Below are 24,100 nucleotides of genomic sequence, written 5' to 3' on the forward strand. Positions count from 1 at the left end.
CCGGAAGTCCATGTAGCGCAAAAGGTCGTCGTGTTAGTCGGCGTCCGCCAGCTCGCTGTCGGACTGCCTAGCGGGGCGCGTTAGCGCGCGCCGTCGTCTTTGCGGCTGGTCGCGAGCAGGATGTGCTTGGCGATGCCGCGCACGATGTTCACCTCCTCACGCTCGAGGCCCGAACGGGCGAAAAGCCGCCGCAGGCGCGACATCAGCTTCTTCGGGTTAGCGGGATCGAGAAACTCGAGCGCAACGAGCGCGCTCTCGAGATGCGCGAACATGCTTTCGATGTCGTCGCTCGCGGCGCGCGGCCCTGCCGGTTCAGTGGCGGAGCCTGCGGGCACCGCGCCCGCCGTGTGCGGCGCACGGCCTGACGCTGCGTTGGCGTTGGCGTCGGCCTCTGCGCCGCTCGTCAGATAGATCATGCGCAACTCATAGGCGAGCACCTGCACCGCCTGGGCGAGATTCAGCGAACTGTAGGCGGGATTGGCCGGAATATGCGCGAGCGCGCTACAGCGCTCGACATCTTCGTTCGACAAACCCGTGCGCTCGTTGCCGAACACAAGCGCGATCTCGCCGTGCAGGGCTTCGTCGCGCGCGAGACTGGCGGCCGCGCGCGGCGTCCATTGCGGCGGGCCGTATTCGCGCTGCCGCGCGGTCAGCGCGACTGACCAGTGCACGCCTGAGAGCGCGTCGGCCAGCGTCGGCACGATGTGGGCGCAGGCGAGCACGTCGTCCGCGCCGCTCGCCATTGCAATGGCTTCCGGGTCGCCCTGCACGTTCGCCACGCGCGGCGAAACCAGCACGAGCCGCGAAAAACCCATGGTCTTGAGCGCGCGCGCCGCAGCGCCGACGTTACCTGGATGGCTCGGCTCGACGAGTACGAAGCGTGTCGATGTGAAGCCGCCGCGCAAATCGGCCACGGCGGGATCGGAAGAATGGTGGGTGTGGTCCACGATGAGGTTCTGCTAGTCGGAGAACGCGTATGGTAGCGCCAACCCGACCGCCCTACCCGATGCGAGCGCTGCCGCGAGCCGCCGACTCAGGTAAAATACGCAAATTCGCGTCCGGCCTACACCACACTGCGCTGCACCCTGAGTCAACTCTCACGAGTGCATGCAGTCAGGCAAAGCCGGGCGCTTCGTTCTTATTCAATTCGTCTCCGTTGGCGGAATGCGCGCCGGTCCCGTACCGGGCAAGCTTTCCGTGCTGTTTCCGCGCCTCATCGAGGGCGCCTGTTAGCGCTCATTTACCGGCAAGCAGCCGTGCTGCCCCGGCACAAGGATCCGTCCATGCATCCCATGCTCAATATCGCTGTAAAGGCCGCGCGCCGCGCAGCCCAGATCATCAACCGCGCTTCGCTCGACCTCGACCTGATCCAGGTCAGCAAGAAGCAGCACAACGATTTCGTCACGGAGATCGACAAGGCGTCTGAAGCGGCCATCATCGACACGCTGAAGACCGCCTATCCCGACCACGCGATCCTCGCGGAAGAATCCGGCCAGTCGGACAACGAGTCCGAATACCAGTGGATCATCGACCCGCTCGACGGCACGACCAACTTCATTCACGGCTTTCCGTACTACTGCGTGTCGATCGCGCTCGCTCACAAAGGTATCGTGACGCAGGCCGTGGTGTACGACCCGACTCGCAATGACCTGTTTACGGCTTCGCGCGGCCGCGGCGCTTTCCTGAACGACCGCCGCATTCGCGTCGCCAAGCGCGACCGTCTTGCCGACGGCCTGATCGGCACCGGCTTTCCGTTCCGCGAAACGGACGGCCTCGAAGCATACGGCCGCCAGTTTGCCGAAATGACGCAAGCGTGCGCCGGCCTGCGCCGTCCCGGCGCAGCCGCGCTGGATCTGGCCAACGTGGCCGCGGGCCGCATGGACGGCTTCTTCGAGCAGGGCCTGAATCCGTGGGACGTCGCAGCAGGCAGCCTGCTGATTACCGAAGCGGGCGGACTCGTGGGCAACTACACCGGCGACTCGGACTTCCTGCACGTGGGCGAGGTTGTCGCCGGCAATCCGAAGATTTATGCGCAAATGGTGCCGATCCTTTCGCGCTACAGCCGCACGCGTCAGCAAGCGGCTTGAACGTACGCGACGGCGCCGCGTGCAGCGCGAGCGCCGTGAGCACTGTGAGCGCCGCGGGTCGCCGCGAATCGCCGGGCACGGCGCATACTCGACACGAGCGGCTTCGGCCGCTTTTTTGCTGGCTCGCCTGCATCGTGCGGACATTCGTGCTACAAAGCGTGGAGCCGCGCCGGCATGATGTCTTCGCCGGTTGCATTTCGCGTTCCATGCTGCGCGCCTGCCTGTGCGGGCTGGTGAGCGCCACCTGCGCTCCGTATGCGCTTTGTAGGAGCTAGGGCGAGCGCTTGCTGCGGGCTTTGCTGCGCATACCTGCAGGCTCCGCCAGGCGATCCTGCATGCTTTGCAAAGCGCTGCTATCGAGCTTGCTCAAACGCTGCGCCGAGCGTTCCGCGTGAGCCGCCCCAGCAATCGCATGCGTGCGTTCTTCGCGCCTCGTCTTGCGCGCAGCTTCCCATCCGCTTCATGAAAAAAGGCTTCTACACAATTATCGCGGCGCAGTTCATCTCGTCGCTGGCGGACAATGCCCTGCTGATCGCCGCCATTGCGTTGTTGTCCGTGATCCGTTCCGCCGCGTGGGTCACGCCGCTGCTGCAGATCTTCTTCACCATTTCATACGTGCTGCTTGCACCCTTTGTCGGCGCGTTCGCGGACGCTCTGCAAAAGCGCCACGTCATGTTCATCTCCAATGCGCTGAAGGCAAGCGGCTGCATGATGATGATCGCAGGCGTGCATCCGATGATCGCCTACGGCGTGGTGGGCTTCGGCGCCGCCGCCTATTCCCCGGCGAAGTACGGGATTCTCACCGAGCTGCTGCCCGCCGAAAAACTCGTCAAGGCCAACGCGTGGCTCGAGTCGGCCACCGTGCTGTCGACTATCGTCGGCACGATGGTGGGCGGCGCGCTAATCAGCACGTTCGCCGACAGATTCGTCGCCCATGCGCATCTGCCGCTGATCCGTTCATCGGCCGATCTTGCGATGTTCGCGGTCATGCTCACCTACGCGATCGCGGCCGCTATCAACGTCTTCATTCCCGACACCGGCGCGCGCTACCCGAACCGGCTCTCGGAACCGACGAAGCTCGTCGGCGACTTCTATCACTGCTTTAACGTGCTGTGGGCCGACAAGCTCGCGCAAATCGCGTTGTGGGTCACGACGCTCATGTGGGGCGGCGCCGTGACGTTGCAATTGCTGGTGCTGAAATGGGCCAACGTGAACCTCGGCTTGTCGCTTTCGAAGGCGGCCGTGATGCAGGGCGTGACGGGCCTCGGTATTGCCGTCGGCGCGGCCGCGGCCGCTGCGCTCATTCCGCTGCGCCGCTCGCTTCGCGTGCTGCCGGTCGGCATTGTCACCGGCGCGGTGGCCATTGCGATGGCCTTCTACAACAAGAACCTTTTTCCCGCGGACGCGGGCATACACATAGGTTCGTACGTGGCGCCGCTGTATATCGTGTTCGCCTATCCGCTGATGATCCTGCTTGGCGGGTTGTCCGGTTTCTTCATCGTGCCGATGAATGCGATTCTCCAGCATCGCGGCGCGACGTTGCTGTCCGCGGGACATTCTATCGCGGTGCAGAACTTCAATCAGAATCTCGCCGTGCTGCTGATGCTCGGCGTGTACGCGCTGTTGCTGACGGCGAAGATGCCGGCGCAGTGGATCATCGTCGTGTTCGGCGTTTTCATCACGTTCATGATGTGGCTCGCAAAACGGCGCAGCGCGGCGAACGAACGCACGGCCAATATGCATGTGCTTCTGGAAGAGTAATGGCGGCGGGAGCGGAGCGCGCGTGGCCGAGCCACACACCATAGCGGCGCGCTTTGGCCATCCGGCCAGGGTCCGCTCGCCTCGCCGGCGGGTTAAACTCACGCCCTGTACAGCTAAAGCAGAAAGACACCGAGGATGGGCACTCAAACCGCAGCGGCCAGCGACGTCGCACAACACACGCCGATGATGCAGCAATATCTGCGCATCAAGGCGGAGCACCCGGGCACGCTGGTGTTTTACCGGATGGGCGACTTCTACGAACTCTTCTTCGACGACGCGGAAAAAGCCGCGCGCCTGCTCGATCTCACGCTCACGCAGCGCGGCGCGTCGGCGGGCAATCCTATCAAGATGGCGGGCGTGCCGCATCACGCGGTCGAACAGTATCTGGCGAAGCTGGTGAAGCTCGGCGAGTCAGTGGCCATTTGCGAGCAGATCGGCGATCCGGCCACGTCGAAGGGTCCCGTGGAGCGCAAGGTGGTGCGCGTCGTCACGCCGGGCACGCTCACGGACGCCGCACTGCTGTCCGACAAGAACGACGTTTTCCTCATGGCGATGTGCGTTGCGCACAATCGCCGCGGCGTCGCGACGAGCGTCGGGCTCGCCTGGCTGAATCTCGCGAGCGGCGCGTTGCGGCTCGCCGAAGTCGCACCAGACCAGGTGGCCGCCGCGCTCGAACGGATCGGCCCGGCGGAAATTCTGGTTGCCGATACCGACGCCGACACCGCCGGCTCTGCGCCGCCCACGGGCAATCGCGCGTTGACCCGCGTGCCGGCGTGGCATTTCGACGTCGCCTCGGGTACGCAGCGTCTGTGCGACCAATTGGAAGTGGCCGGGCTCGACGGCTTCGGCGCCCATTCGCTCACCTGCGCGTGCGGCGCGGCGGGCGCGCTGCTGCTGTACGCTGCGGCCACGCAAGGCCAGCAACTGCGGCATGTGCGCAGCCTGAAGGTCGAGCACGAATCCGAATATATCGGCCTCGACCCCGCCACGCGGCGCAACCTCGAAATCACACAAACGCTGCGCGGCACCGAATCGCCCACGCTGTGCTCGTTGCTCGACACCTGTTGCACGACCATGGGCAGCCGCTTGCTGCGTCACTGGCTGCATCATCCGCCGCGCGATCCGGTGCATGCCCAATCGCGCCAGCAGGCTATCGGCGCGCTGCTCGAGGCGCCCGCCGGCGCGGACGTCGACGCGCTGCGCGGCGCGCTGCGCCATATCTCGGATATCGAGCGGATCACTGGCCGTCTCGCGCTGCTGTCGGCGCGCCCTCGCGATCTGTCGAGCTTGCGCGATACCTTTATCGCGTTGCCGGAACTGCGCGCAAAGCTGGCTGCCGTCACGTCGAATGCGCAGTCGCTGGCGCGCATCGACACGTCGCTCGAGCCTCCGCAAGCATGTGTCGAGCTGCTCGTGCGGGCCATCGCGCCCGAACCCGCCGCCATGGTGCGCGACGGCGGCGTGATCGCCCGCGGCTACGATGCGGAGCTGGACGAACTCAGGGATATTTCGGAGAACTGCGGACAGTTCCTGATCGATCTGGAAACGCGCGAGCGCGCACGCACAGGCATCGGCAACCTGCGCGTCGAATACAACAAGGTGCACGGCTTCTATATCGAAGTCACGCGCGGCCAGACCGACAAGGTACCGGACGATTATCGCCGCCGTCAGACGTTGAAGAATGCCGAGCGCTACATCACGCCGGAACTCAAGACGTTCGAAGACAAGGCGTTGTCGGCGCAGGAACGCGCACTGGCCCGCGAGCGCTCGCTTTATGAAGCGTTGCTGCAGGCGCTGTTGCCGTTCATTCCGGACTGCCAGCGCGTTGCCTCGGCGCTCGCGGAGCTCGATCTTCTCGCAGCTTTCGCCGAACGTGCTCGCGCGCTCGACTGGGTTGCGCCGCGCTTTTCGCCGGACGCGGGCATCGACATCGAGCAGGGCCGGCATCCCGTTGTCGAAGCCCAGGTGGAACAGTTCACCGCGAACGACTGCACGCTCACACCGGAGCGCAAACTGCTGCTGATCACCGGCCCGAACATGGGCGGTAAATCGACCTTCATGCGGCAGACGGCGCTGATCACGCTGCTCGCGTACGTGGGCAGCTACGTGCCGGCGCGGCGCGCGGCATTCGGCCCGGTCGACCGTATTTTCACGCGCATCGGCGCCGCCGACGATCTCGCGGGCGGCCGTTCGACCTTCATGGTGGAGATGACCGAAGCGGCCGCGATCCTGAACGACGCTACGCCGCAAAGCCTCGTGCTGATGGACGAAATCGGCCGCGGCACCTCGACGTTCGACGGCCTCGCGCTCGCGTGGGCCATCGCGCGGCATCTGCTCGCGCACAACGGTTGCCATACCCTCTTCGCAACGCACTACTTCGAACTGACGCAGTTGCCGGCGGAATTTCCCCAAGCGGCCAACGTGCATCTGTCAGCGGTTGAACATGGGCGCAGCATTGTGTTTCTGCATGCGGTCAACGAAGGTCCGGCAAGCCAGAGCTACGGTTTGCAGGTCGCGCAGCTCGCCGGCGTGCCGAACGCGGTGATCCGCTCGGCGCGCAAGCATCTCGTTTATCTCGAGCAGCAATCGGCGGGACAACCGGCGCCGCAGCTCGATCTGTTCGCCGCGCCGCCGCAGGCACTGCTGGAAGACGCCTACGACGAGGAGCCGCAGGCCGCGCAGGAAGCGCCGGCACTCCAGGCGCTTGTCGAGCGGCTGCGCGGCATCGATCCAAACGATCTGCGCCCGCGTGAAGCGCTCGAACTGCTGTATGAACTGCACGAGTTGGCCGCTGCGCCGGATGCCGGTCATTGACGCACGCGCGCTTGCCGAGCGGTCGCGCCGATTCCGCGCAGCACTCGCCGTTGCGTTTGCGCGAGCAACTAGCCGTGCATCGCGCGGCACGGTGCTCGGTTCCGTGTTCGCCCTGGCGTGCTCGTGGCCGGTCGCGGCGGCTTATGCACAAGCGCCGCACTACCGCTTTGCGGTCATCGCGAACACGATGCAAAGTCCAGCGGACGAAGCGCCCACACAGCGGCTCATCGACGCGATCAGTCGCGAGCGCGGTGTGTCGTTCATCGTCTACGACGGCAACCTGAAAGGCCCGAAGGAGGCCTGTCGCGACGCGCTCTACGAACGGCGGCACGCCGTGCTCGAAACTTCGCGGCCCGCGCTTTTTTTCATTCCAGGCCAGCATGACTGGGTCGATTGCGCGAGCGCGCAAGCCGGCGGCTTCGATCCGGTGGAGCGGCTCGACCAGTTGCGCCAGACGCTGCTCGGCGACGCTCAATCAATGGGCCAGAACCCAATGCCGTTGACGCGCGAAAGCGAGGTGTCGCGCTTTCGCCCTTATCGCGAGAATGCCCGCTGGCAGATGGGAGACACGGTGTTCGTCGCGCTGAACGCGCCAAGCCCCAACAATCACTATCTGACTGCGGGCGGCCGCAACGGCGAGTTCGAAGACCGCGTGATCGCCAACGCATTCTGGCTCCAGCACGCCGGCGAATATGCAAAGCGCCGCGACGCACGCGCGATCGTCGTGTTCATTCAGGGCGATCCCGAACCTGAGCGCTACGAACGGCCTGAGCGGTTTGCATGGTTGCGCTTTGGCCGCAATTCGCGCCGCGACGGATTTCTCGAGTTCAAGCGCAGCCTCGTGAAGCTCGCACAGAGCTTTCAGAGGCCGGTGCTCGTGATTCATTGCGACGACGAGCGCGCGAGCGCCGGCGTCGTGATCGACCAGCCCTTACGCAATGACAAGGGGAATCGGGTGACGAACCTCACGCGTATCGCGCTTGCGCCGCGTGATCGTCATAACCAGTGGATTGAGATAGAGGCGGATTTCGACAGAACGCCGCCGTTTCGCGTGACCGTGCGCGATGTGCCGCGCCAATTGCCGATGCCTGCTACGCCGCCTGTATTGCAAAGAGACGAGCCTGCCGCCTCTATGCCGGCGGTGCCGTCGCTCGGGCCCGCCTCTGAGTTGCCACCGCTTTTGCAAACGCCAGGCCAGCCGCAACCCGACTCGCAGGAGTTCGAACAGTTGCCGCGCATTCCCGCCGACCAGGGCGGCGGGGGCTACGGGCCCGCAACCTCCGTTGCGCCCGCGCAGCGGAACGCGCCAGCAGCGCCCGGTGCGCCGGGGGCCTCGGGTACTGCCGGCTCGCCCTGAAACTCAGTGCAGCGTGGGCCCTGACTTGACGGTTTCGTCGTCCGGCTCGTCCTCTTCGTCGAGCACTTCCAGACCGTCCGCGCCATGTGCGTGTTCGTGCTGGATCTCGTCTTCGGTAGCCGGGCGCACGTCTTTCACCGTCAACGCGAAGCGCAGCGCCATGCCGGCGAGCGGATGGTTGCCGTCGAGCACCACCTTGTCTTCGGCCACGTCGGTCACTACGTAGACGAGCGAATCGAGGTCGTCGTCGCCTTCTTCCGGCGTGCCTTCGAACTGCATGCCGACTTCGAGCGGTTCCGGAAAGCGATTGCGCGGCTCGATCTTCACGAGTTCCGGATCGTACTCGCCGAACGCGTCTTGCGGCTCGAGCTGGATCTGGGTCTCGAAGCCGGCCTCGTGGCCGTCGAGCTCTTCCTCGATCTTGGGGAACGTGCCATCATAGCCGCCGTGCAGATAGACCATCGGCTCTTCGCTCTCTTCAATCAGATTGCCTTGCGCATCCGACAGCTTGTAAGCGACCGACACGACGGTGTTCTTTGCGATTTTCATTCGATTCTCCAGAATACAACTCACATTATACGATGCCCAGGCGGCCCACTCACCACCCGGCCGAAGCAGCTTCGGCACCCCATTTGTCGTCGGCTCAAAAGCCGGCTTCCGCGCTTCTCCCGCCTCCGCCCGACACGCCAACGCCGCTACTCGGCAATCTCACGCCGTCGCAATTCATGCGCCGGTACTGGCAGAAAAAGCCCCTGCTGATTCGCCAGGCCGTTCCCAACGTCGAGTCGCCGCTTTCGCGCGACGAACTGTTCGAACTGGCAGATCAGGACGAAGTGGAATCGCGGCTCATCACCCACTTTCGCAACAGGTGGCAACTGGAGCACGGCCCGTTCGCGCCCGATGAACTGCCCACGGTGAAGCAGCGCGCGTGGACGCTGCTCGTACAAGGCGTCGACCTGCACGACGACCGCGCGCGCGCCCTGCTCGACCGCTTCCGCTTTGTTCCCGACGCACGCCTTGACGATCTGATGATCTCCTATGCGACGGACGGCGGCGGCGTCGGGCCGCACTTTGATTCCTACGATGTGTTTCTTTTGCAAGTAAAAGGCAAGCGGCGCTGGCGAATCAGCGCGCAGAAAGATCTGACGCTGCAACCCGGCATGCCCTTGAAAGTTTTACAGAACTTTGAGGCAGAACAAGAGTGGGTGCTTGAGCCCGGCGACATGCTCTACCTGCCGCCGCATATCGCCCACGACGGCGTGGCCGAAGGCGAATGCATGACCTGCTCGATTGGTTTTCGCGCCGCGTCGGCGGGCGAGCTGACGGCCCAGTTCCTCTATTACCTTGCCGAACGCGGCGAAGCGAGCGGCCAGACCGGTGCGCTCTACCGCGACCCGCAGCAGCCGGCCGTCGACCGCCCGGCCGAGCTGCCCGCAGCGCTCGTGGAGCGGGTTGGCGCAATCCTTGCTCAACTTGCGTGGAATGAGCAGGACATTGCGTCGTTCCTTGGCACGTACCTCAGCGAACCCAAGCCGAGTGTCGTCTTCGATCCGCCGCAAAGGCCGCTCAACGAAGCACGCTTTATCAGCCAGGCATCGAAATCTGGTGTGCGGCTGGACCGCAAGACTAACCTGTTGTACAACCGTCGCTTTTTCTTCGTAAATGGAGAGAAAACGGTATTTGACGGGGCAAAAAAGTGGCTGTTTGATCTCGCTGATCACCGGTCCCTGAGTGCGAAACGCTTTGTAACACTCTCGCGCGATTCGTCGGTGACAGCACGGCTACACGAGTGGTATTGTGCGGGCTGGATACGGATAGGCGAGCTTGCCTAGCCTCGCGTGTCTGTTATACACAGTACATTGAAATTTTGTATGAGAAAGACAACGTATTGACCCCGGATTTATGGATTGTCAGTGCGAAAGTGCATATAATTTCCGCCCAAGCCGTAGGGAAGATTCCTGCTCGTCAAAAGAGCGTCTCCACCAGCGGCCCAGGTCGGTGTTGGAGCACATTACCGGTATTATTTTGCGCTGTTGCTTACCTTTAACCATAAAAGGACGTGATCATGAAGAAATCCCTCCTCGTAGCATCCCTGTTGGCAGCTGTGGCACTGGCTGCATGCAACAAGAGCAACGACCAAGCCGCTGCCCCGGCTAGCGACGCAGCTGCCGCTTCGGCACCGGCTGCCGCCGCAGCTTCGGATTCGGCTGCTGCTGCTTCGGGTGCGGCTGCTGCTGCGAGCGACGCTGCTGCTTCGGCTACGACCGCTGCTTCGGACGCAGGCGCTGCTGCTTCGGCTGCTGCTCCGGCTTCGGGCGCAAGCCAGTAAGCTGTCGCGTAGGGTTCGCCTTTGGGCGAAAACTGCATCGGGAAGTCACCGCGATTTCCCGAGTGGTAAAGCAAAACGCCACAGACTCACGTCTGTGGCGTTTTGCTTTTGCGGCTCCGTTTCTGTGGGCCTGCTATGCGGCTGCGGGTAGCAGCGGACTTATCGCGCCGGTTTAACGATGCGCCTACGCGCAGATGCCTTCACAGCTAGTCAAGCCCCGCCTGTTGCGCGACGTTGCCGCTCTCTTCAAAGAACTCGCGCACCACTTCGATCTCACGGGTGCGCTTGAACGGCGGCAGGCTTTGCCAGATCCGGCGTCCATAGGGCTTATCGACAAGACGCGTATCGCAGATCATCAGCACGCCGCGGTCGGTTTCCGCGCGAATCAGGCGACCTGCGCCCTGCTTGAGCGTGATGACGGCCTGCGGTAGTTGATGGACCGCAAACGGGCTCAAACCTTTCTTGGTAAGCGCATCGAGCCGCGCCGACAGAACCGGGTCATCAGGCGGCGCGAATGGCAGCTTGTCGATCACGACGAGCGACAGAGCGTCGCCCCGCACGTCGACACCTTCCCAGAAGCTCTGACTGCCTACGAGAATCGCATTACCGTAGGCACGGAAGCGATCCAGCAATTCCGTGCGGCTTGCATCGCCCTGAACCAGCAACGGATAGTTCCAGCCGCGCGCCTCGATCACATCGCGCAGTTTCGCCGAGATGCGGTCCACCGCGCGCAACGTCGTGCACAACATGAAGACGCCGCCGCCCGACGCTTCGATTGCTGGCAACGCAGCGTCGAACACGGCGTCGGTGAACATCGGCGACGACGGCTGCGGCAGGTTGCGCGGCACGTACAGCAGTCCCTGCGACGGATAGTCGAACGGGCTCGGCAAGGTCATCGAACGTTTCGCGTTGAGGCCCATTTGCGCGGCGTAGTGCGTGAAGTCGCCACGCACCGACAAGGTGGCCGACGTGAAGATCCACGCGCGGGGCACGCCGGCACGCTGCTTCGCGAAAATCGGCGCGACCGAGAGTGGCGTCTCGTGTAACTGCACGGTATGCGCGAAGACTTCGATCCAACGCACCTTTTCATTGGGGTCGGCGCGCTCGCCCTTGCCCTCGGTCGTGCCGCCGGGAGCCGCATCCGCGGCCTGACGCTCGAGCTCCGTTGGCGGCGTGGTCCAGCCAGCCAGCACCGCTTGCAACTCGCGCGCGCGGCGCAGACATGCGCCGATCGACTCGGCGCGCTCGGCCTGCCCCGCGAGCGCCGACTCGAGCGCGCCCAGCTCGGTCTCGAGCGCTTCGAGCGCGGCGAATAACGGATGGTCGTCGGGCAACTGGCCGATCGACAGTCGCACCGAATCTTCCTTGAACGCGAGCCGCACGTCGCGCGCGGCGCGTTCCAACGTGGAACCGAGCTTGACCCAGTCGACCGCGTCGCGTGCATGGCCCAAACCCTCGGCCACCGAATCACGCGCGAGTTCGAGAAACTGCGCGGTAGAAAGCGTCTCGCCGAAAAAGAGCGTGGCGGTCTCGGGAAGCTGATGCGCTTCGTCGAAGATGATCGTGTTGGCGGTGGGCAGCAGTTCAGCCATGCCGGTATCGCGCAACATGATGTCGGCGAAAAAGAGATGGTGATTCACCACCACGATGTCGGCCTGCTGTGCCTCGCGGCGCGCCTGCATCACGAAGCAGTCCTTGTAGTGCGGACACTCCTGGCCGAGACAGTTTTCGCGCGTGGACGTGACCATCGACCACACCGCCGCCGTTTCGGGCACGCTCGCAAGCTCCGCCTTGTCGCCGGTGCGCGTGATCTTCGCAAAGCGCACGATGTCCTGCAGATACGAGGTTTCCTGGCGCGACGGCAAGCGGCCGTTATCGGCCGTGCGCTGCAGATAGTAGTGGCAAAGGTAATTTGCACGACCCTTCAGCATAGCCACCGAGACAGGCACCGCAAGCGCGTCGCGAACGGTCGGAATATCGCGCTGAAAAAGCTGATCCTGCAGGTGCTTGGTGCCTGTAGACACGATCACCTTTCCTCCCCACAACATGGCCGGCACCAGGTATGCATAGGTCTTGCCGGTGCCCGTACCCGCTTCGACGATCAGCGTGTTCTCGCCGCCGTCGAGCGCCTGTGCTTCGTCGGCTTCGGCGGCCTCGCCTGGCGTGTCGGCGCCCGCGGTTGGCAGACGCCGCGCCGGACGCTTTTGCGCTTCGAACATCGCGGGCTCGGGCATTGCACGACCCGACGCTTCCATCGCGGCGGCTACCGCGCGGGACATTTCGATCTGCGACGCGCGCGAGCGATAGCCGTCGATCTGCCGTGCCAGCAGGCCGTTGTCGGCGAAAATCTCGTCGAGTTCGGCGGCGCGGCGCGGGTTGAGCGATGCGCTCAGCACGGACGCGCCAGGACGCGGCGCGGGTGTGCCGGTCTGTGAAGTGGCGCCCGCGGTATTCGCGCGTGGTGAGGTTTCAAGCGGTGAATTCAAGGCAAGCGTTTCCTGCAAAGTCCGGCTCGCGCGGCGCGCGCCCGGCACCTGCCAGGCCGCGAACTCAGGCGCGTGCGTCCGGTTCGAGCTGCAATTGCAGCAAGATGATGGTGTCCTTGACTTTGAGCTTGCGCTTTTTCAGGCGCCGCAGCTCGAAGTCGTCGATGCCGGGTTCATCCGACATTCGGTCGATCAAACGGTCGAGCCCACTGTGCTCCGATTCCAGTTGCAGAATCCGGTCGCGCAGCGTTTCCGCGTTGATGGCCTGATGTTGATCCCGCATGCCCGCCTCCGCTCGACTGCGGCACGGGCTGCATGTTGGCCATGTTCAGCCCATTGCCTGAGGTTGCTGTCCGGCTCAGAACGCGTTGCGGCGACCGTCTGCGCACTGCCGACGGTCGCTCCGACCTGCCTACCGCGATATTACAACCGCGAACCGTCACAAGGCCGTGTGCCGTTGGGCGCCACGCGACTGCACCGGAGCCGCGGCTCACTGTTGCTGCTGTTTCTGTTGCTGCTGTTGTTTCTGCTGCTCAAGCTGCTGCTGACGTTTCGCCTCGGCTTTTTCGGCGGCCTGCTTCTGGCGCGCTTCGACCTCGGCCTTATGCTGAACAGCGTCGGCCTGTTTCTTTTCGAAGCTCTTCTGCTTCTCGACGCGTTCTTGCGCTTTCTGCGCCCCCTGCTGGCGAGCTTGCTCGAGTTTGCGCTGGAAGTCGCCCTGCTTCTGATCATAAGCCCGCTGATTCGCCGCCGCCTGCGACGGGCTGATTCCGCGCTGTGCCTGATCGATTGCGTGCTGACGCTGCTTTTCCTCGTAAGCCGCAGCGTTGGCGCTGCGCTGCGGAGCCTCGGCGCTGCGCTGCGCCTGATCGAGCTCGTGCTGGCGCTGCTTTTCTTCGTAAGCCTGAGCGTTGCGCGCGTCTTCGGCGGCACGTTGCGGCGCGCTCGCCTCTTCCTGCGCACGCCTGAGCGCTGCCTGCTCGTCACGCCTGCGGGCGCGCTCGGCGCGCTCTTCGCCGTCCAGCGCGAGCTGTTCCTTGCGAATCTGCGCCTGCACTGTGCGCATCTGATCGTGCGCCTTGTTCAGACAGTGATTGACGAAAAACGTGCTGTAACAGTTGTGCTCGGCAACGCCAAAGCGATAGTTATTTTCCTCGGTACGCTGATCGAGCACCTTCTGCCGCGCGTCGAATTCGCTGTCGAGAGAAGCGGCGCTCGCCGCATCGGCGGGAGCGGCCTTCTGGGCGCCTGAACCCGCCCCTTGCGGGCCCGCGCTTGCCGGCGTAGTGGCGGGCGCGAGGACAGGCGCCATGGCCGGTGTGACAGCGGGTGTGACAGCAGGTGTGACAGCGGGCGCGGCCGACGGACTGACGGCGGGCACCGAAGACTGCGCCGACGCCGCCATCGGCATTGCCAGCATCGCGGCCATTACCCATGCCGCGCAGGATGCCGAAGATGTGCGGTCCGTCACGGGCGCGCCTCTGTCCGCACAGGCCCCGCCCGCGGCGCGTGAAGCGAACGGCCAGCGCACAACGAACGGCGGCAAGTGTGGCGAGCGGAAGACCGGGCTTAAGCCCTGGCGGTTGAACAAAAAGGACAATCGCAACTTGATTGGCAACTTGATAGGCAACGTGATTGACAGCGTCAAATAGGATCGACGGGATATGGCCGAAATTCTATCACCCCGGCGCGGTTGAGCCCTTTGGCATTTGTGGCAAAATGCCCCGCTCCAGCCATCTGGCCGCAGCCCGCACGCACTGCGTGCCCGGCGCCGCGAGGCGCCGCGGCGCACGGCCCTTGACCGAGTCCGCAGGAAACCCAACAGCTTATGACGGAAACCGTAGCACTCAAGATCGTACAGCGCATCGCCGCCGAACTGTCCGTACAGCCGCGCCAGGTCGCGGCAGCGGTGCAACTCCTCGACGAAGGAGCGACTGTTCCGTTCATCGCGCGCTACCGCAAGGAAGTGACCGACAATCTCGACGACACGCAGTTGCGTAACCTCGAGGAGCGCCTACTGTATCTGCGCGAGCTCGAAGACCGGCGCGCGGCGATCATCGCCAGCATCGACGAACAGGGCAAGCTCACCGAGGAGCTGCGTTCGGCCATCGAGGGCGCCGACAGCAAGCAGGTGCTCGAAGACCTGTATCTCCCGTACAAGCCAAAGCGCCGTACGCGCGCGCAGATTGCGCGCGAAGCGGGCCTGCAGCCGCTCGCCGACGCGTTGCTCGGCAATCCGCTGCTCGACCCGCAAACCGAAGCCGCCGCTTATGTGAACGCGGAGAAAGGTGTCGCCGACGTGAAAGCCGCGCTCGACGGCGCGCGCGACATTCTGTCGGAACAGTTCGGCGAAACGGCTGAACTGCTCGGCAAACTGCGCGACTACCTGTTCAATCAGGGCGTCGTGTCGTCAAAAGTGGTCGAGGGCAAGGAAACCGCGGAAGAAGAAAAATTCCGCGATTACTACGACTACGCGGAAACGATCCGCACCGTACCGTCGCATCGTGCGCTGGCGTTGTTCCGCGGCCGCAATGCAGGCGTGCTGATGATCAAGCTCGGCCTCGGCGAAGAACTGGACGCGCAAGTGCCGCATCCGGGCGAGGCGCTGATCGCGCGTCATTTCGGCATTGCGAATCAGAACCGTCCGGCCGACAAATGGCTCTCGGACGTGTGCCGCTGGTGCTGGCGCGTGAAGGTGCAGCCGCACCTCGAAAACGAATTGCTGACCAACCTGCGCGATGAAGCGGAGCACGAGGCGATTCGCGTGTTCGCGCGCAATCTGAAAGACCTGTTGCTGGCGGCGCCCGCAGGACCGAAGGCCGTGATCGGTCTGGATCCGGGTCTGCGCACGGGCGTCAAGGTCGCGGTTGTCGACCGGACCGGCAAGGTGCTCGCCACCGACACCATCTACCCGCACGAGCCTCGCCGCGACTGGGACGGCTCGATTGCGAAACTCGCGCGCCTGTGCGCGCAGACACAGGCCGAGCTGATCAGCATCGGCAATGGCACGGCGTCACGCGAAACGGACAAGCTCGCGAGCGAGCTGATCGCACGCCATCCGGAATTCAAGCTGCAGAAGATCGTCGTGTCCGAGGCGGGCGCCTCGGTCTACTCAGCGTCTGAACTCGCAGCTAAGGAGTTTCCGGACATGGACGTGTCGCTGCGCGGCGCGGTGTCGATTGCGCGCCGTCTGCAAGATCCGCTCGCGGAGCTGGTGAAGATCGAGCCGAAGGCAATCGGCGTCGGCCAGTACCAGCACGACGTGAACCAGCGCGAACTGGCGCGCTCGCTCGACGCGGTTGTCGAAGACTGCGTGAACGCAGTCGGCGTGGACGCGAATACTGCGTCTGTGGCGTTGCTCGCGCGCGTGTCGGGGCTCAATGCGACCCTGGCGCGCAACATCGTCGACTACCGCGATGCGAACGGCCCCTTCCCTTCGCGCGAGCATCTGCGCAAAGTGCCGCGTCTTGGCGACAAGACGTTCGAACAGGCGGCCGGATTCCTGCGCATCAACAATGGTGAAAATCCGCTCGACCGCTCCTCGGTGCACCCTGAAGCGTATCCGGTCGTCGAACGCATGCTCGCCAAGATCAACAAGCACGTGGGCGAAGTGCTCGGCAATCGCGACGCGCTGCGCGGCCTGTCGCCCGCCGAATTCGTCGACGATCGTTTCGGTCTGCCGACCGTTCGCGACATTCTGCTCGAGCTCGAAAAACCGGGCCGCGATCCGCGTCCGGAGTTCAAAACCGCAACCTTCCGCGAAGGCGTCGAGAAGGTCAGCGACCTGACGCCTGGCATGGTGCTCGAAGGCGTGGTGACGAACGTCGCGGCGTTTGGCGCGTTCATCGACGTGGGCGTGCATCAGGACGGTCTCGTGCACGTGTCGGCCATGTCGACGAAGTTCATCAAAGATCCGCACGAAGTGGTCAAGGCCGGGCAGATCGTCAAGGTCAAGGTGCTCGAAGTCGACGTAAAGCGGCAACGCATTGCGCTGACCATGCGTCTGGACGACGAGTTCGGCGCAGCCGCAGCGCGCAGCGGCGGGGGCGTCCAGCAGGATCGCGGCGGCTTTGGGCGCTCGAACGGCAACGGACGCGGCGCGCCGCAGCGTTCGCGCGAGCCCGAACCGGGGGGCGCGATGGCCGCGGCCTTCGCGAAGCTCAAGCAGAAGTAAGGAGCGAGTGCGTTCGGTGTGCGAAGTGCTTGTGCGTCACCGAACGTGCGGTTCGCGTTGGGCGCTTCTCGTTGTGCCCTTCCTCCCCTTGGGCGCTTCTCGCTTGTCTTGAAGTGCCTGTCTTCAAGTGTCGGTTTAACCGCTTCGCTTTTGTCCGAGATCCAATAAAAAACCCACGCCATGGCGTGGGTTTTTTGCTTCTGCGCCGCGCTGCAGACCGCACGCGGACAGCGCGCACGTGCGCGTGCTCAGATTTCGATCTTCGTTCCCAGCTCCACGACGCGATTGGCGGGAATGCTGAAGAAGTCGGTTGGTTTCGCGGCGTTCTGATGCATCCACGCGAACACACGTTCACGCCACACCGACATGCCGGGCAATTGCGTAGGCACGACCGTTTCGCGGGCGAGGAAGAACGACGTATCCATCAGCTCGAACGTCATGTCGTGCGTGCGGCTGATTTCAGCCAGCACGGCCTTCACGTCCGGCGTTTCGTTAAAGCCGTAAGCGGCCTTGACAAGATACAGACCGCCTTCGATATTCCTCACCGTCAAACGCTCCGCGTCGTTCACATACGGAATGTCGCGCGTAATGAAGGTCAGGAAGATGGTGCGCTCATGCAGCACCTTGTTGTGCTTGAGGTTATGCAGCAAGCTGACCGGCACGAGCGATTCGCTGCCCGTCAGGTAGATGGCGGTGCCTGATACGCGATGCGGCGGATGCGCGAGCAGCCCTTGCAGGAACGGCATGAGCGGAATACCGTCGGCCGCCGTGCGCTCCTTTACGATCATCCTGCCCTTGAACCAGGTCATCAGCAGGAAGAACAGCAACGCGCCAATACCGAGCGGCAGCCAGCCGCCCTCTTCGACCTTGAGTAGATTCGCGCCGAAGAAGCCGATGTCGATCGTCATGAACACGCCGATGATCAGCGCGACGAGGATCTTGTTCCAGTTCCATACCTTCACCATCACGACGCAGGCGAGGATCGTGGTGATCACCATGGTCGCCGTCACGGCGATGCCGTATGCGGCGGCGAGGTTATCTGAACTCTTGAACGCAATCACGATGCACAGAATGATGAAGAGCAGCATCCAGTTCACCACCGGCACATAGATCTGGCCGATGGCCAGCTCCGACGTGTGCAGGATCTTCATGCGCGGCACGTAGCCGAGCTGGATCGCCTGGCTCGTCAACGAATACGCGCCTGATATCACGGCCTGCGAAGCAATCACGGTCGCGATGGTGGACAGTACGATCAGCGGCAGCAATGCCCACTGCGGCGCCAGCAGGAAGAAGGGATTCTCGATTGCTTTCGCATCGTGCATCAGCAACGCACCCTGGCCGAAATAGTTCAGCACGAGCGAAGGCATGACGAGGCAGTACCAGCCCATGCGGATAGGCTTCGCGCCGAAGTGGCCCATGTCCGCGTAAAGCGCCTCGGCACCCGTGAGCACCAGCACGACCGAACCCAGCACGACGTAGGCTTGCAGCACATGCGCAGCCATGAAGGAGTACGCGTAATAGGGATTCAGCGCGCGGATCACACTCGGCGATTGCACGATATGCCAGATCCCGAGCGCGGCGAGCACCGCAAACCACAGCAGCATGATCGGACCGAACAGCCGGCCGACCGTCGCGGTACCGTGCCGCTGAATCCAGAACAGCAGCACGAGAATGAGGATGGTGAGTGGCAACACCAGATGGGAAAGATGAGGCGCCGCGATCTCGAGCCCCTCGACCGCGGAGATCACCGATATGGCCGGTGTAATCACCGCGTCGCCATAAAACATGCAGGCGCCGAAGATGCCGAGCATCATCAGCAAGCCGGCCATTTTCGATTTTTCATCCAGCGAACGCAGCGCCAACGCCATCAGCGCGAGCACGCCGCCCTCGCCGTTATTGTCCGCGCGCATCACGAACAACACGTACTTGATGCCGACCACAATGACGATCGCCCAGAACAGCAGCGAAATCACGCCGAGAATGGATTGCTCGGTCAGCGCAATACCGTGCGACGGACTGAACGCTTCCTTGAGCGCATACAGCGGGCTCGTGCCGATGTCGCCGAACACCACTCCGATCGCGGCCAGCGCAAGCGCAGGCAGGGGCTGTTTGTGCTCGTGATTGTTATCTGTCATAAACGCGAGGAAATCCGTTTCCTGGGCGGAAAAAACGACCGCTATTCTAAACTGCCTGCCTGAAGCCGCCCGGCTTGTTGTGGATACACCACGTGGATGGTCCGCGCAGTGTAGCACTGCGATATGTGCGCGTCTGCTGTGCGAATTGCGACGCGCTCAATGTCATTGCGCGACTGCACGCGGATAAAAAAACGGAGCCCCGTCGGGCTCCGCTCTGGACGCGCTGCATGCGCATCACTTTTCCGAGGACTCCTGCGCTTGCGCCATGCCGCGCTTGATCCACGCGCCGAGGTTGTGCGGGCGAACCGTGTCCCACTCCTCGAACGGCTGATGAATCCAGGGATTGGTAGGCAGATACTGCACGTGATAATCGGGCTTTACCTTCGAACAGCCCTTGTACCAGAGCACCGCCGAACGCACCGCCGTGATGGCCGGATAGCGCTCCTTCAGATGCTGCTGGACGCGTGCGAGCGTCACGCCGGAGTCGACCAGATCGTCGACGAGCAGCACGTTGCCGTGCAGTTCGCCGCGCGTCATCGTGATGTACTGCGCGATGTCCAGTTCACCCTGCTCCGTGCCGGCCGCTTCGCGATAGGAACTCGTCGCGAGAATGGCGAGCGGCAGATCGTAGATGCGCGAGAGCTGGTCGCCCACGCGCAGACCGCCGCGCGCGAGGCACAGGATCTTGTCGAACTTCCAGCCCGACTCGTGCACCGCGAGAGCCAGCAATTCGATCAGCCGGTGATACTCGTCCCAGCCCACCCACAGGTTCTTGTCGTCGTTGCGCGGATCTTTCATCGCAATCATGGGTACACCTTGCACCATCGCTTAAGCCTTGAACGGATGACGAAGCAGAATGGTCTCGTCGCGATCCGGACCCGTGGACACCATGTCGATCGGAATGCCCGCCACTTCCTGGACACGCGACAGGTACGCGCGCGCATTCGCCGGCAGCCTGTCCCATTCCTTGATGCCGACGGTGCTCTCCTTCCAGCCCGCGAAGGTTTCGTACACCGGCTCGCAGCGCGCAACTTCGGAGGAGCCACGCGGCAAGAGATCGACGTGCTTACCGTCGACCGTGTAGCCGACGCACAGCTTCACTTCGTCGAGACCGTCCAGCACGTCCAGCTTCGTCATGCACAAACCGGACACGCCGTTGATCTGGATCGAGCGGCGCAGCGCGGCGACGTCGAGCCAACCCGTGCGGCGCGGACGACCGGTGACCGAGCCGAATTCCTTGCCGACCGTTGCAAGTTCCAGCCCGATGGCTTCCTGACGCGCGGCGTTGTCCGCATCGTACAGTTCGCTCGGGAACGGGCCCGAGCCGACGCGCGTGCAGTACGCCTTGGTGATGCCGAGAATGTAATTGAGCTTTTGCGGACCGACGCCCGCGCCGGCCGTTGCCGCGCCCGCCACGCAGTTGCTCGACGTGACGAACGGATAGGTGCCGTGGTCGATGTCGAGCAGCGTGCCTTGCGCGCCTTCGAACAGCAGATTGCTGCCGGCAGCATTCGCGTCGTACAGACGGCGCGACACGTCGGTAACCATAGGCTTCAGACGGTCGGCATAGCTGAGCATCGTGTCGAGCGTCTGCTGGAAGTCGACCGCAGCGACACCCAGGTACTGCGTGAGCACGAAGTTGTGATAGTCGAGGTTTTCGCGCAGACGTTCGGCGAACGCGGCCGGCTCGAACAGGTCTTGCACGCGCAAGCCGCGGCGCGCCACCTTGTCTTCGTAGGCCGGACCAATGCCACGGCCGGTGGTACCGATCTTGCCCGCGCCACGGCGCGCTTCGCGGCCCTGGTCGATCGCGATGTGATAAGGCAGGATGAGCGTGGTGGCTTCGGAAATGAACAGGCGCTTCTGAACGTCGACGCCCGCGGCTTCGAGCTCGCCGATTTCCTTGAACAGCGCTTCCGGCGACAACACGACGCCATTGCCAATGTAGCACGCGACGCCGGGATGCATGATGCCCGACGGAATCAGACGCAAGATGGTTTTCTTGCCGCCGATGATAAGCGTGTGACCGGCATTGTGACCGCCCTGGAAGCGAACGACGCCTTGAGCGTGGTCCGTCAGCCAGTCGACGATCTTGCCCTTGCCTTCATCACCCCATTGGGTTCCCACGACGACGACGTTACGCCCGGGGTTCACATTCACTGCGCTGGCAGACATGTTGTTTCGTAAGCTGGTTAAAAACGTATTTTACCTATGTTCGCGGACGCTTCCGGAATTTTTCCGTTTCCGCTCAACGGTATGCACGTTATGGTGGGTATTGCGAAAAAAGCGCGGCCGGTGCTGGCCGCTGCTGGCCAGTGACCGCGCCAGGGTCGGCGGCGCATTGAGGCGCATGCAGGACAAGTGCGGGCGCCTGCAGATTCGCGCGCACGCAAGCCCGCGGGCGGCGCTAGCCTGACGCGCTTACACGCTTACGCGCGCGGCTCGACGGTCCATGCGCCGTTGCGCTCGACCAACACGCGATCGAAGGCAAATTCGTCCACGTCGTGCTCGTGACCCGGCAGCGCCTGGATGACGACTTCGCCGGCATCGCGCAATGCCGCCACGCTCACGCGCAAAGCGTCGTCGTGTTGCCAAGGCGCGAGAATCGCGCTGCTGCGCGCTTCGACCGGCGAAATGCGCGCCACTTCGCGCAGATCCAGCGAGAACCCGGTTGCGGCCCGCGCACGGCCGTAGAACTGCCCCACGTGGTCGTAGCGGCCGCCGCGTGCAACCGCGTTGGGCACGCCGTCCACGTACGCGGAGAACATCACGCCGCTGTGATACGCGTAGCCACGCAGATCGGCGAGGTCGATCATCACTTCAGCGCTTTCCACCTGGCTCGCGAGGAACGCGAGGTCGTCGAGCGCGCGTGCGATGGCCGGTGCGTTCGGCAAACGCGCACGTGCTTCCTCGAGCACCGAGGCGTCGCCGTAAAGCGAAGGCAGCGCCCGCAACGCATCGCGAGTAACGGCCGTGAAATTGGCGGTCAGATCGACGAGACTCGGCACGTCCTTGCCGGCTAGCGCGTCGTACAGCGCTTGCACGAGCCCCTGCGGCGCGGGCTCAGCCTCGATCAACGCCGCTAGCACGCCCGCGTGACACAGGTCGAGCCGCACCTTGCCAAGCCCCGCGAGATAGAGCGCGTCGAGCATCAATTGCTGGATTTCCAGATCCGCTTCCAGACCCGCATGACCGTAGATTTCCGCGCCGATCTGAATCTGCTCGCGCGTGGCGTGCAGACCTCGCGGCAGCGTGTGCGCGACATTGCCGGCGTAGCACAGACGCGTGACGCCCTGACGGTTCAGCAAGTGCGCGTCGATCCGCGCGACCTGCGGCGTGATGTCGGCGCGCAGCCCGAGGGTGCGCCCGGACAACTGGTCGACCAGCTTGAATGTACGCAGGCTCAGATCCTCGGCGCTGCCCGTCAGCAACGACTCGATGTACTCGAGCAGCGGCGGCATAACCATCTCGTAGCCGTACGAGCGGAAACGGTCCAGCAGACGACGCCGCAATTCTTCGATCTTGCGGGCCTCCGACGGCAACACGTCGGCAATGTTCTCGGGAAGTAACCAGGTCGACATCGATACAGTCCTACGACGTTGAAGACGGCGGCAGAGTGCGCCGGTAATGAGTGTGAATGGCGGGCCAAGGCTTGATTCCGGCGACGGCGGAAGGCGGCTGCGGATGGCGGCCACGGCACGCCCGCATCGCCAGCTATTTCGCAGTGCCTCTCGATACACACTGCGCCTCACGCGAGCGCACCGCGCTCGGGCCCATGCCCTAAGTCGCGCCCCCGCGGCCCAACGCGTCAGGTCACGAAATACAGCAGAATCAGTCCGAGCAGCATCACGATCAGGCCGCCTACGCGGATCTGATGCGCGGGCCGTTCCGCTATTCTACGGAACGTGTCGCGCCAGGCGCTCGGGAAAACGAATGGGAACATCCCCTCGATAATCAGCATCAACGCGATCGCGAGCAGTAACGAGCCGACTATATCCATGCGAAAGAAGCCGCCGCGATGCAAATGCCGCGGCGTTCCCGGTTATTGGTGTTTGCGCGGGGCCGCGGAAGCGTCCGGGGCTGCGCCACCGGTCGGACTACGCATGAAGCGGAAGAACTCGCTGCTTGGATCGACCACGATCACGTCGCCCGGCTTGAAGGTGTTCCGGTATGCCTGCATGCTTTGATAAAACTGATAGAACTCCGGGTCGCTGCCGTACGCCTGCGCGGCGATCTGCGCTGCCTGCGCATCGCCCTCGCCCTTGATGGTCTGCGCCTGGCGGTAGCCGTCCGCGAGAATGGCCTGCTGCTGTGCGACGGCGTCCGCCTTGATCTTGTCCGCCTCGGCGGCGCCCTTCGCGCGTTCGTCAGCCGCGATCTGCTCGCGTTGCGCAATCATTCGCTTGTAAACCGAGTCCGCCATCGAAGCCGGGAAATCGACCCGCGTCAACTGCACGTCCACCACGGTGACGCCGAGCGAGGCCGCGCTTTTTTCCATCGCACCGCGCGCGTCGTCGGCGAGCGCCTGCTGTTTGGCGAGGGCATCCGACAGGGTGTACTTGCCGAACGCGTCGCCTAGAGCGCTGCGGGCGACAAGCGCAAGGCGCTCCGGAAGGCTCTGCACGTCGCCCTTCGTTTCGGCGAGCAGCTTGAGCGGATCGGTCACGCGGTACTTGACGACCGGGTTGGCCAGCAAATCGGTCTTGTCTGCGGTGACGTAGCGGTCTTCGTCGGGCGCGTCGAGCGACTGGATGCGGTTATCGACGAGCGTGACCGTTTGCAACGGCGGGGGCAATTTCACGTGCAATCCCGGCCCGAGCAGCGTCGGCGCGGTGTCGCCGCGGGACGACAGCACTGCCATATGGCGTTGGTCGACCACGAACACCATCGACGATGCTGCGAACAGCACGATGACAACCGCGACGACGAGCGCAATGATCTTGTTCATGTTGTGCGC

At 63.7% G+C, this 24,100-nt stretch carries 19 protein-coding genes; 8 read left to right on the plus strand and 11 right to left on the minus strand.

All coding sequences use genetic code 11. The annotated features are described in order from the left end of the window. Nucleotides 1-80: 80 nt before the first annotated feature. On the minus strand, nucleotides 81-947 hold the full coding sequence (locus F757_RS0122590; RefSeq protein WP_027213378.1) for an RNA methyltransferase: 867 nt from the start codon (nucleotides 945-947) through the stop codon (nucleotides 81-83). A 336-nt stretch (nucleotides 948-1,283) separates the two neighbouring features. On the opposite strand from F757_RS0122590, the gene F757_RS0122600 reads away from it, so the two are divergent. From F757_RS0122600 to F757_RS0122615, 4 genes are all read left to right on the plus strand, one after another. Then, nucleotides 1,284-2,087 carry an inositol monophosphatase family protein gene (locus F757_RS0122600; protein ID WP_013338822.1) on the plus strand — a complete coding sequence of 268 codons (804 nt, stop codon included), beginning with the start codon at nucleotides 1,284-1,286 and terminating at the stop codon, nucleotides 2,085-2,087. 462 nt (nucleotides 2,088-2,549) lie between these two features. Beyond that, entirely contained in the window at nucleotides 2,550-3,848 is a 1,299-nt protein-coding gene (gene lplT, locus F757_RS0122605) for a lysophospholipid transporter LplT (protein WP_027213379.1), read from the plus strand. 135 nt (nucleotides 3,849-3,983) lie between these two features. Continuing rightward, entirely contained in the window at nucleotides 3,984-6,662 is a 2,679-nt protein-coding gene (mutS, locus tag F757_RS0122610; protein ID WP_027213380.1) for a DNA mismatch repair protein MutS, read from the plus strand. Continuing rightward, a complete protein-coding gene (locus F757_RS0122615; protein WP_442856654.1) occupies nucleotides 6,619-8,019 on the plus strand; it encodes a hypothetical protein in 1,401 nt (466 codons plus the stop codon). The genes mutS and F757_RS0122615 overlap by 44 nt, the downstream gene beginning before the upstream one ends. Nucleotides 8,020-8,022: 3 nt before the next feature. Here F757_RS0122615 and F757_RS0122620 read toward each other — a convergent pair whose 3' ends face one another. Further along, a complete protein-coding gene (locus F757_RS0122620; protein WP_027213382.1) occupies nucleotides 8,023-8,568 on the minus strand; it encodes an FKBP-type peptidyl-prolyl cis-trans isomerase in 546 nt (181 codons plus the stop codon). A gap of 32 nt (nucleotides 8,569-8,600) precedes the next feature. Here F757_RS0122620 and F757_RS0122625 point away from each other — a divergent pair, with 32 nt between their 5' ends. Both F757_RS0122625 and F757_RS36665 read left to right on the plus strand, forming a co-directional pair. Further along, the gene (locus F757_RS0122625) at nucleotides 8,601-9,851 is read left to right on the plus strand and encodes a cupin domain-containing protein (protein ID WP_027213383.1); all 1,251 of its coding nucleotides are present in this window, start codon (nucleotides 8,601-8,603) and stop codon (nucleotides 9,849-9,851) included. A gap of 233 nt (nucleotides 9,852-10,084) precedes the next feature. After that, entirely contained in the window at nucleotides 10,085-10,348 is a 264-nt protein-coding gene (locus tag F757_RS36665; protein ID WP_084166713.1) for a hypothetical protein, read from the plus strand. Nucleotides 10,349-10,554: 206 nt separating this feature from the next. On the opposite strand, the gene F757_RS0122635 is transcribed toward F757_RS36665, so the two are convergent. The 3 genes from F757_RS0122635 to F757_RS35360 all read right to left on the minus strand — a co-directional run bounded on the left by F757_RS0122635 (nucleotide 10,555) and on the right by F757_RS35360 (nucleotide 14,263). Beyond that, nucleotides 10,555-12,834: an ATP-dependent DNA helicase gene (locus F757_RS0122635; protein WP_027213384.1), complete on the minus strand. Its 2,280-nt coding sequence runs from the start codon at nucleotides 12,832-12,834 to the stop codon at nucleotides 10,555-10,557. Between the two features lie 64 nt (nucleotides 12,835-12,898). Continuing rightward, nucleotides 12,899-13,117, minus strand: a complete 219-nt coding sequence (locus F757_RS0122640; RefSeq protein ID WP_027213385.1) for a DUF465 domain-containing protein — start codon at nucleotides 13,115-13,117, stop codon at nucleotides 12,899-12,901. 207 nt (nucleotides 13,118-13,324) lie between these two features. Next, nucleotides 13,325-14,263 carry a hypothetical protein gene (locus tag F757_RS35360; protein ID WP_232221445.1) on the minus strand — a complete coding sequence of 313 codons (939 nt, stop codon included), beginning with the start codon at nucleotides 14,261-14,263 and terminating at the stop codon, nucleotides 13,325-13,327. Between F757_RS35360 and F757_RS35885 the strand changes: the two genes are divergently transcribed. Next, nucleotides 14,145-14,486, plus strand: coding sequence for a hypothetical protein (locus tag F757_RS35885; protein WP_027213387.1), 342 nt, complete (start codon nucleotides 14,145-14,147; stop codon nucleotides 14,484-14,486). The genes F757_RS35360 and F757_RS35885 overlap by 119 nt on opposite strands. A gap of 176 nt (nucleotides 14,487-14,662) precedes the next feature. Further along, nucleotides 14,663-17,008, plus strand: a complete 2,346-nt coding sequence (locus tag F757_RS0122655) for a Tex family protein (RefSeq protein ID WP_027213388.1) — start codon at nucleotides 14,663-14,665, stop codon at nucleotides 17,006-17,008. Between the two features lie 248 nt (nucleotides 17,009-17,256). On the opposite strand, the gene F757_RS0122660 is transcribed toward F757_RS0122655, so the two are convergent. The 6 genes from F757_RS0122660 to hflC all read right to left on the minus strand — a co-directional run bounded on the left by F757_RS0122660 (nucleotide 17,257) and on the right by hflC (nucleotide 24,091). Further along, nucleotides 17,257-19,143 (minus strand): potassium transporter Kup, encoded by a 1,887-nt coding sequence (locus F757_RS0122660; protein WP_013338812.1) that lies wholly within the window; start codon nucleotides 19,141-19,143, stop codon nucleotides 17,257-17,259. 234 nt (nucleotides 19,144-19,377) lie between these two features. After that, the gene (locus F757_RS0122665) at nucleotides 19,378-19,968 is read right to left on the minus strand and encodes a phosphoribosyltransferase (RefSeq protein WP_013588876.1); all 591 of its coding nucleotides are present in this window, start codon (nucleotides 19,966-19,968) and stop codon (nucleotides 19,378-19,380) included. A gap of 3 nt (nucleotides 19,969-19,971) precedes the next feature. After that, nucleotides 19,972-21,318 (minus strand): adenylosuccinate synthase, encoded by a 1,347-nt coding sequence (locus tag F757_RS0122670; protein WP_027213389.1) that lies wholly within the window; start codon nucleotides 21,316-21,318, stop codon nucleotides 19,972-19,974. A 254-nt stretch (nucleotides 21,319-21,572) separates the two neighbouring features. Further along, nucleotides 21,573-22,724 (minus strand): ATP phosphoribosyltransferase regulatory subunit, encoded by a 1,152-nt coding sequence (locus F757_RS0122680; RefSeq protein WP_027213390.1) that lies wholly within the window; start codon nucleotides 22,722-22,724, stop codon nucleotides 21,573-21,575. 227 nt (nucleotides 22,725-22,951) lie between these two features. Continuing rightward, complete coding sequence (locus F757_RS0122685; protein ID WP_027213391.1) at nucleotides 22,952-23,143, minus strand: DUF2065 domain-containing protein; 192 nt, start codon at nucleotides 23,141-23,143, stop codon at nucleotides 22,952-22,954. A 42-nt stretch (nucleotides 23,144-23,185) separates the two neighbouring features. After that, nucleotides 23,186-24,091, minus strand: a complete 906-nt coding sequence (gene hflC / locus F757_RS0122690; RefSeq protein ID WP_027213392.1) for a protease modulator HflC — start codon at nucleotides 24,089-24,091, stop codon at nucleotides 23,186-23,188. Nucleotides 24,092-24,100 lie beyond the last annotated feature (9 nt).

It is taken from the genome of Burkholderia sp. WSM2232, from assembly GCF_000472545.1.
Classification (GTDB): Bacteria; Pseudomonadota; Gammaproteobacteria; order Burkholderiales; family Burkholderiaceae; genus Paraburkholderia.

Bases quoted from the DNA above. Each gene is read 5' to 3' on its own strand.
- F757_RS0122600 (WP_013338822.1), top strand. From the start codon at position 1,284: ATGCATCCCATGCTCAATATCGCTGTAAAGGCCGCGCGCCGCGCAGCC.
- lplT (WP_027213379.1), top strand. From the start codon at position 2,550: ATGAAAAAAGGCTTCTACACAATTATCGCGGCGCAGTTCATCTCGTCG.
- mutS (WP_027213380.1), top strand. From the start codon at position 3,984: ATGGGCACTCAAACCGCAGCGGCCAGCGACGTCGCACAACACACGCCG.
- F757_RS0122615 (WP_442856654.1), top strand. From the start codon at position 6,619: ATGAACTGCACGAGTTGGCCGCTGCGCCGGATGCCGGTCATTGACGCA.
- F757_RS0122620 (WP_027213382.1), bottom strand. From the start codon at position 8,568: ATGAAAATCGCAAAGAACACCGTCGTGTCGGTCGCTTACAAGCTGTCG.
- F757_RS0122625 (WP_027213383.1), top strand. From the start codon at position 8,601: ATGCCCAGGCGGCCCACTCACCACCCGGCCGAAGCAGCTTCGGCACCC.
- F757_RS36665 (WP_084166713.1), top strand. From the start codon at position 10,085: ATGAAGAAATCCCTCCTCGTAGCATCCCTGTTGGCAGCTGTGGCACTG.
- F757_RS0122640 (WP_027213385.1), bottom strand. From the start codon at position 13,117: ATGCGGGATCAACATCAGGCCATCAACGCGGAAACGCTGCGCGACCGG.
- F757_RS35885 (WP_027213387.1), top strand. From the start codon at position 14,145: ATGGCCGGTGTGACAGCGGGTGTGACAGCAGGTGTGACAGCGGGCGCG.
- F757_RS35360 (WP_232221445.1), bottom strand. From the start codon at position 14,263: ATGGCCGCGATGCTGGCAATGCCGATGGCGGCGTCGGCGCAGTCTTCG.
- F757_RS0122655 (WP_027213388.1), top strand. From the start codon at position 14,663: ATGACGGAAACCGTAGCACTCAAGATCGTACAGCGCATCGCCGCCGAA.
- F757_RS0122660 (WP_013338812.1), bottom strand. From the start codon at position 19,143: ATGACAGATAACAATCACGAGCACAAACAGCCCCTGCCTGCGCTTGCG.
- F757_RS0122665 (WP_013588876.1), bottom strand. From the start codon at position 19,968: ATGGTGCAAGGTGTACCCATGATTGCGATGAAAGATCCGCGCAACGAC.
- F757_RS0122670 (WP_027213389.1), bottom strand. From the start codon at position 21,318: ATGTCTGCCAGCGCAGTGAATGTGAACCCCGGGCGTAACGTCGTCGTC.
- F757_RS0122680 (WP_027213390.1), bottom strand. From the start codon at position 22,724: ATGTCGACCTGGTTACTTCCCGAGAACATTGCCGACGTGTTGCCGTCG.
- F757_RS0122685 (WP_027213391.1), bottom strand. From the start codon at position 23,143: ATGGATATAGTCGGCTCGTTACTGCTCGCGATCGCGTTGATGCTGATT.
- hflC (WP_027213392.1), bottom strand. From the start codon at position 24,091: ATGAACAAGATCATTGCGCTCGTCGTCGCGGTTGTCATCGTGCTGTTC.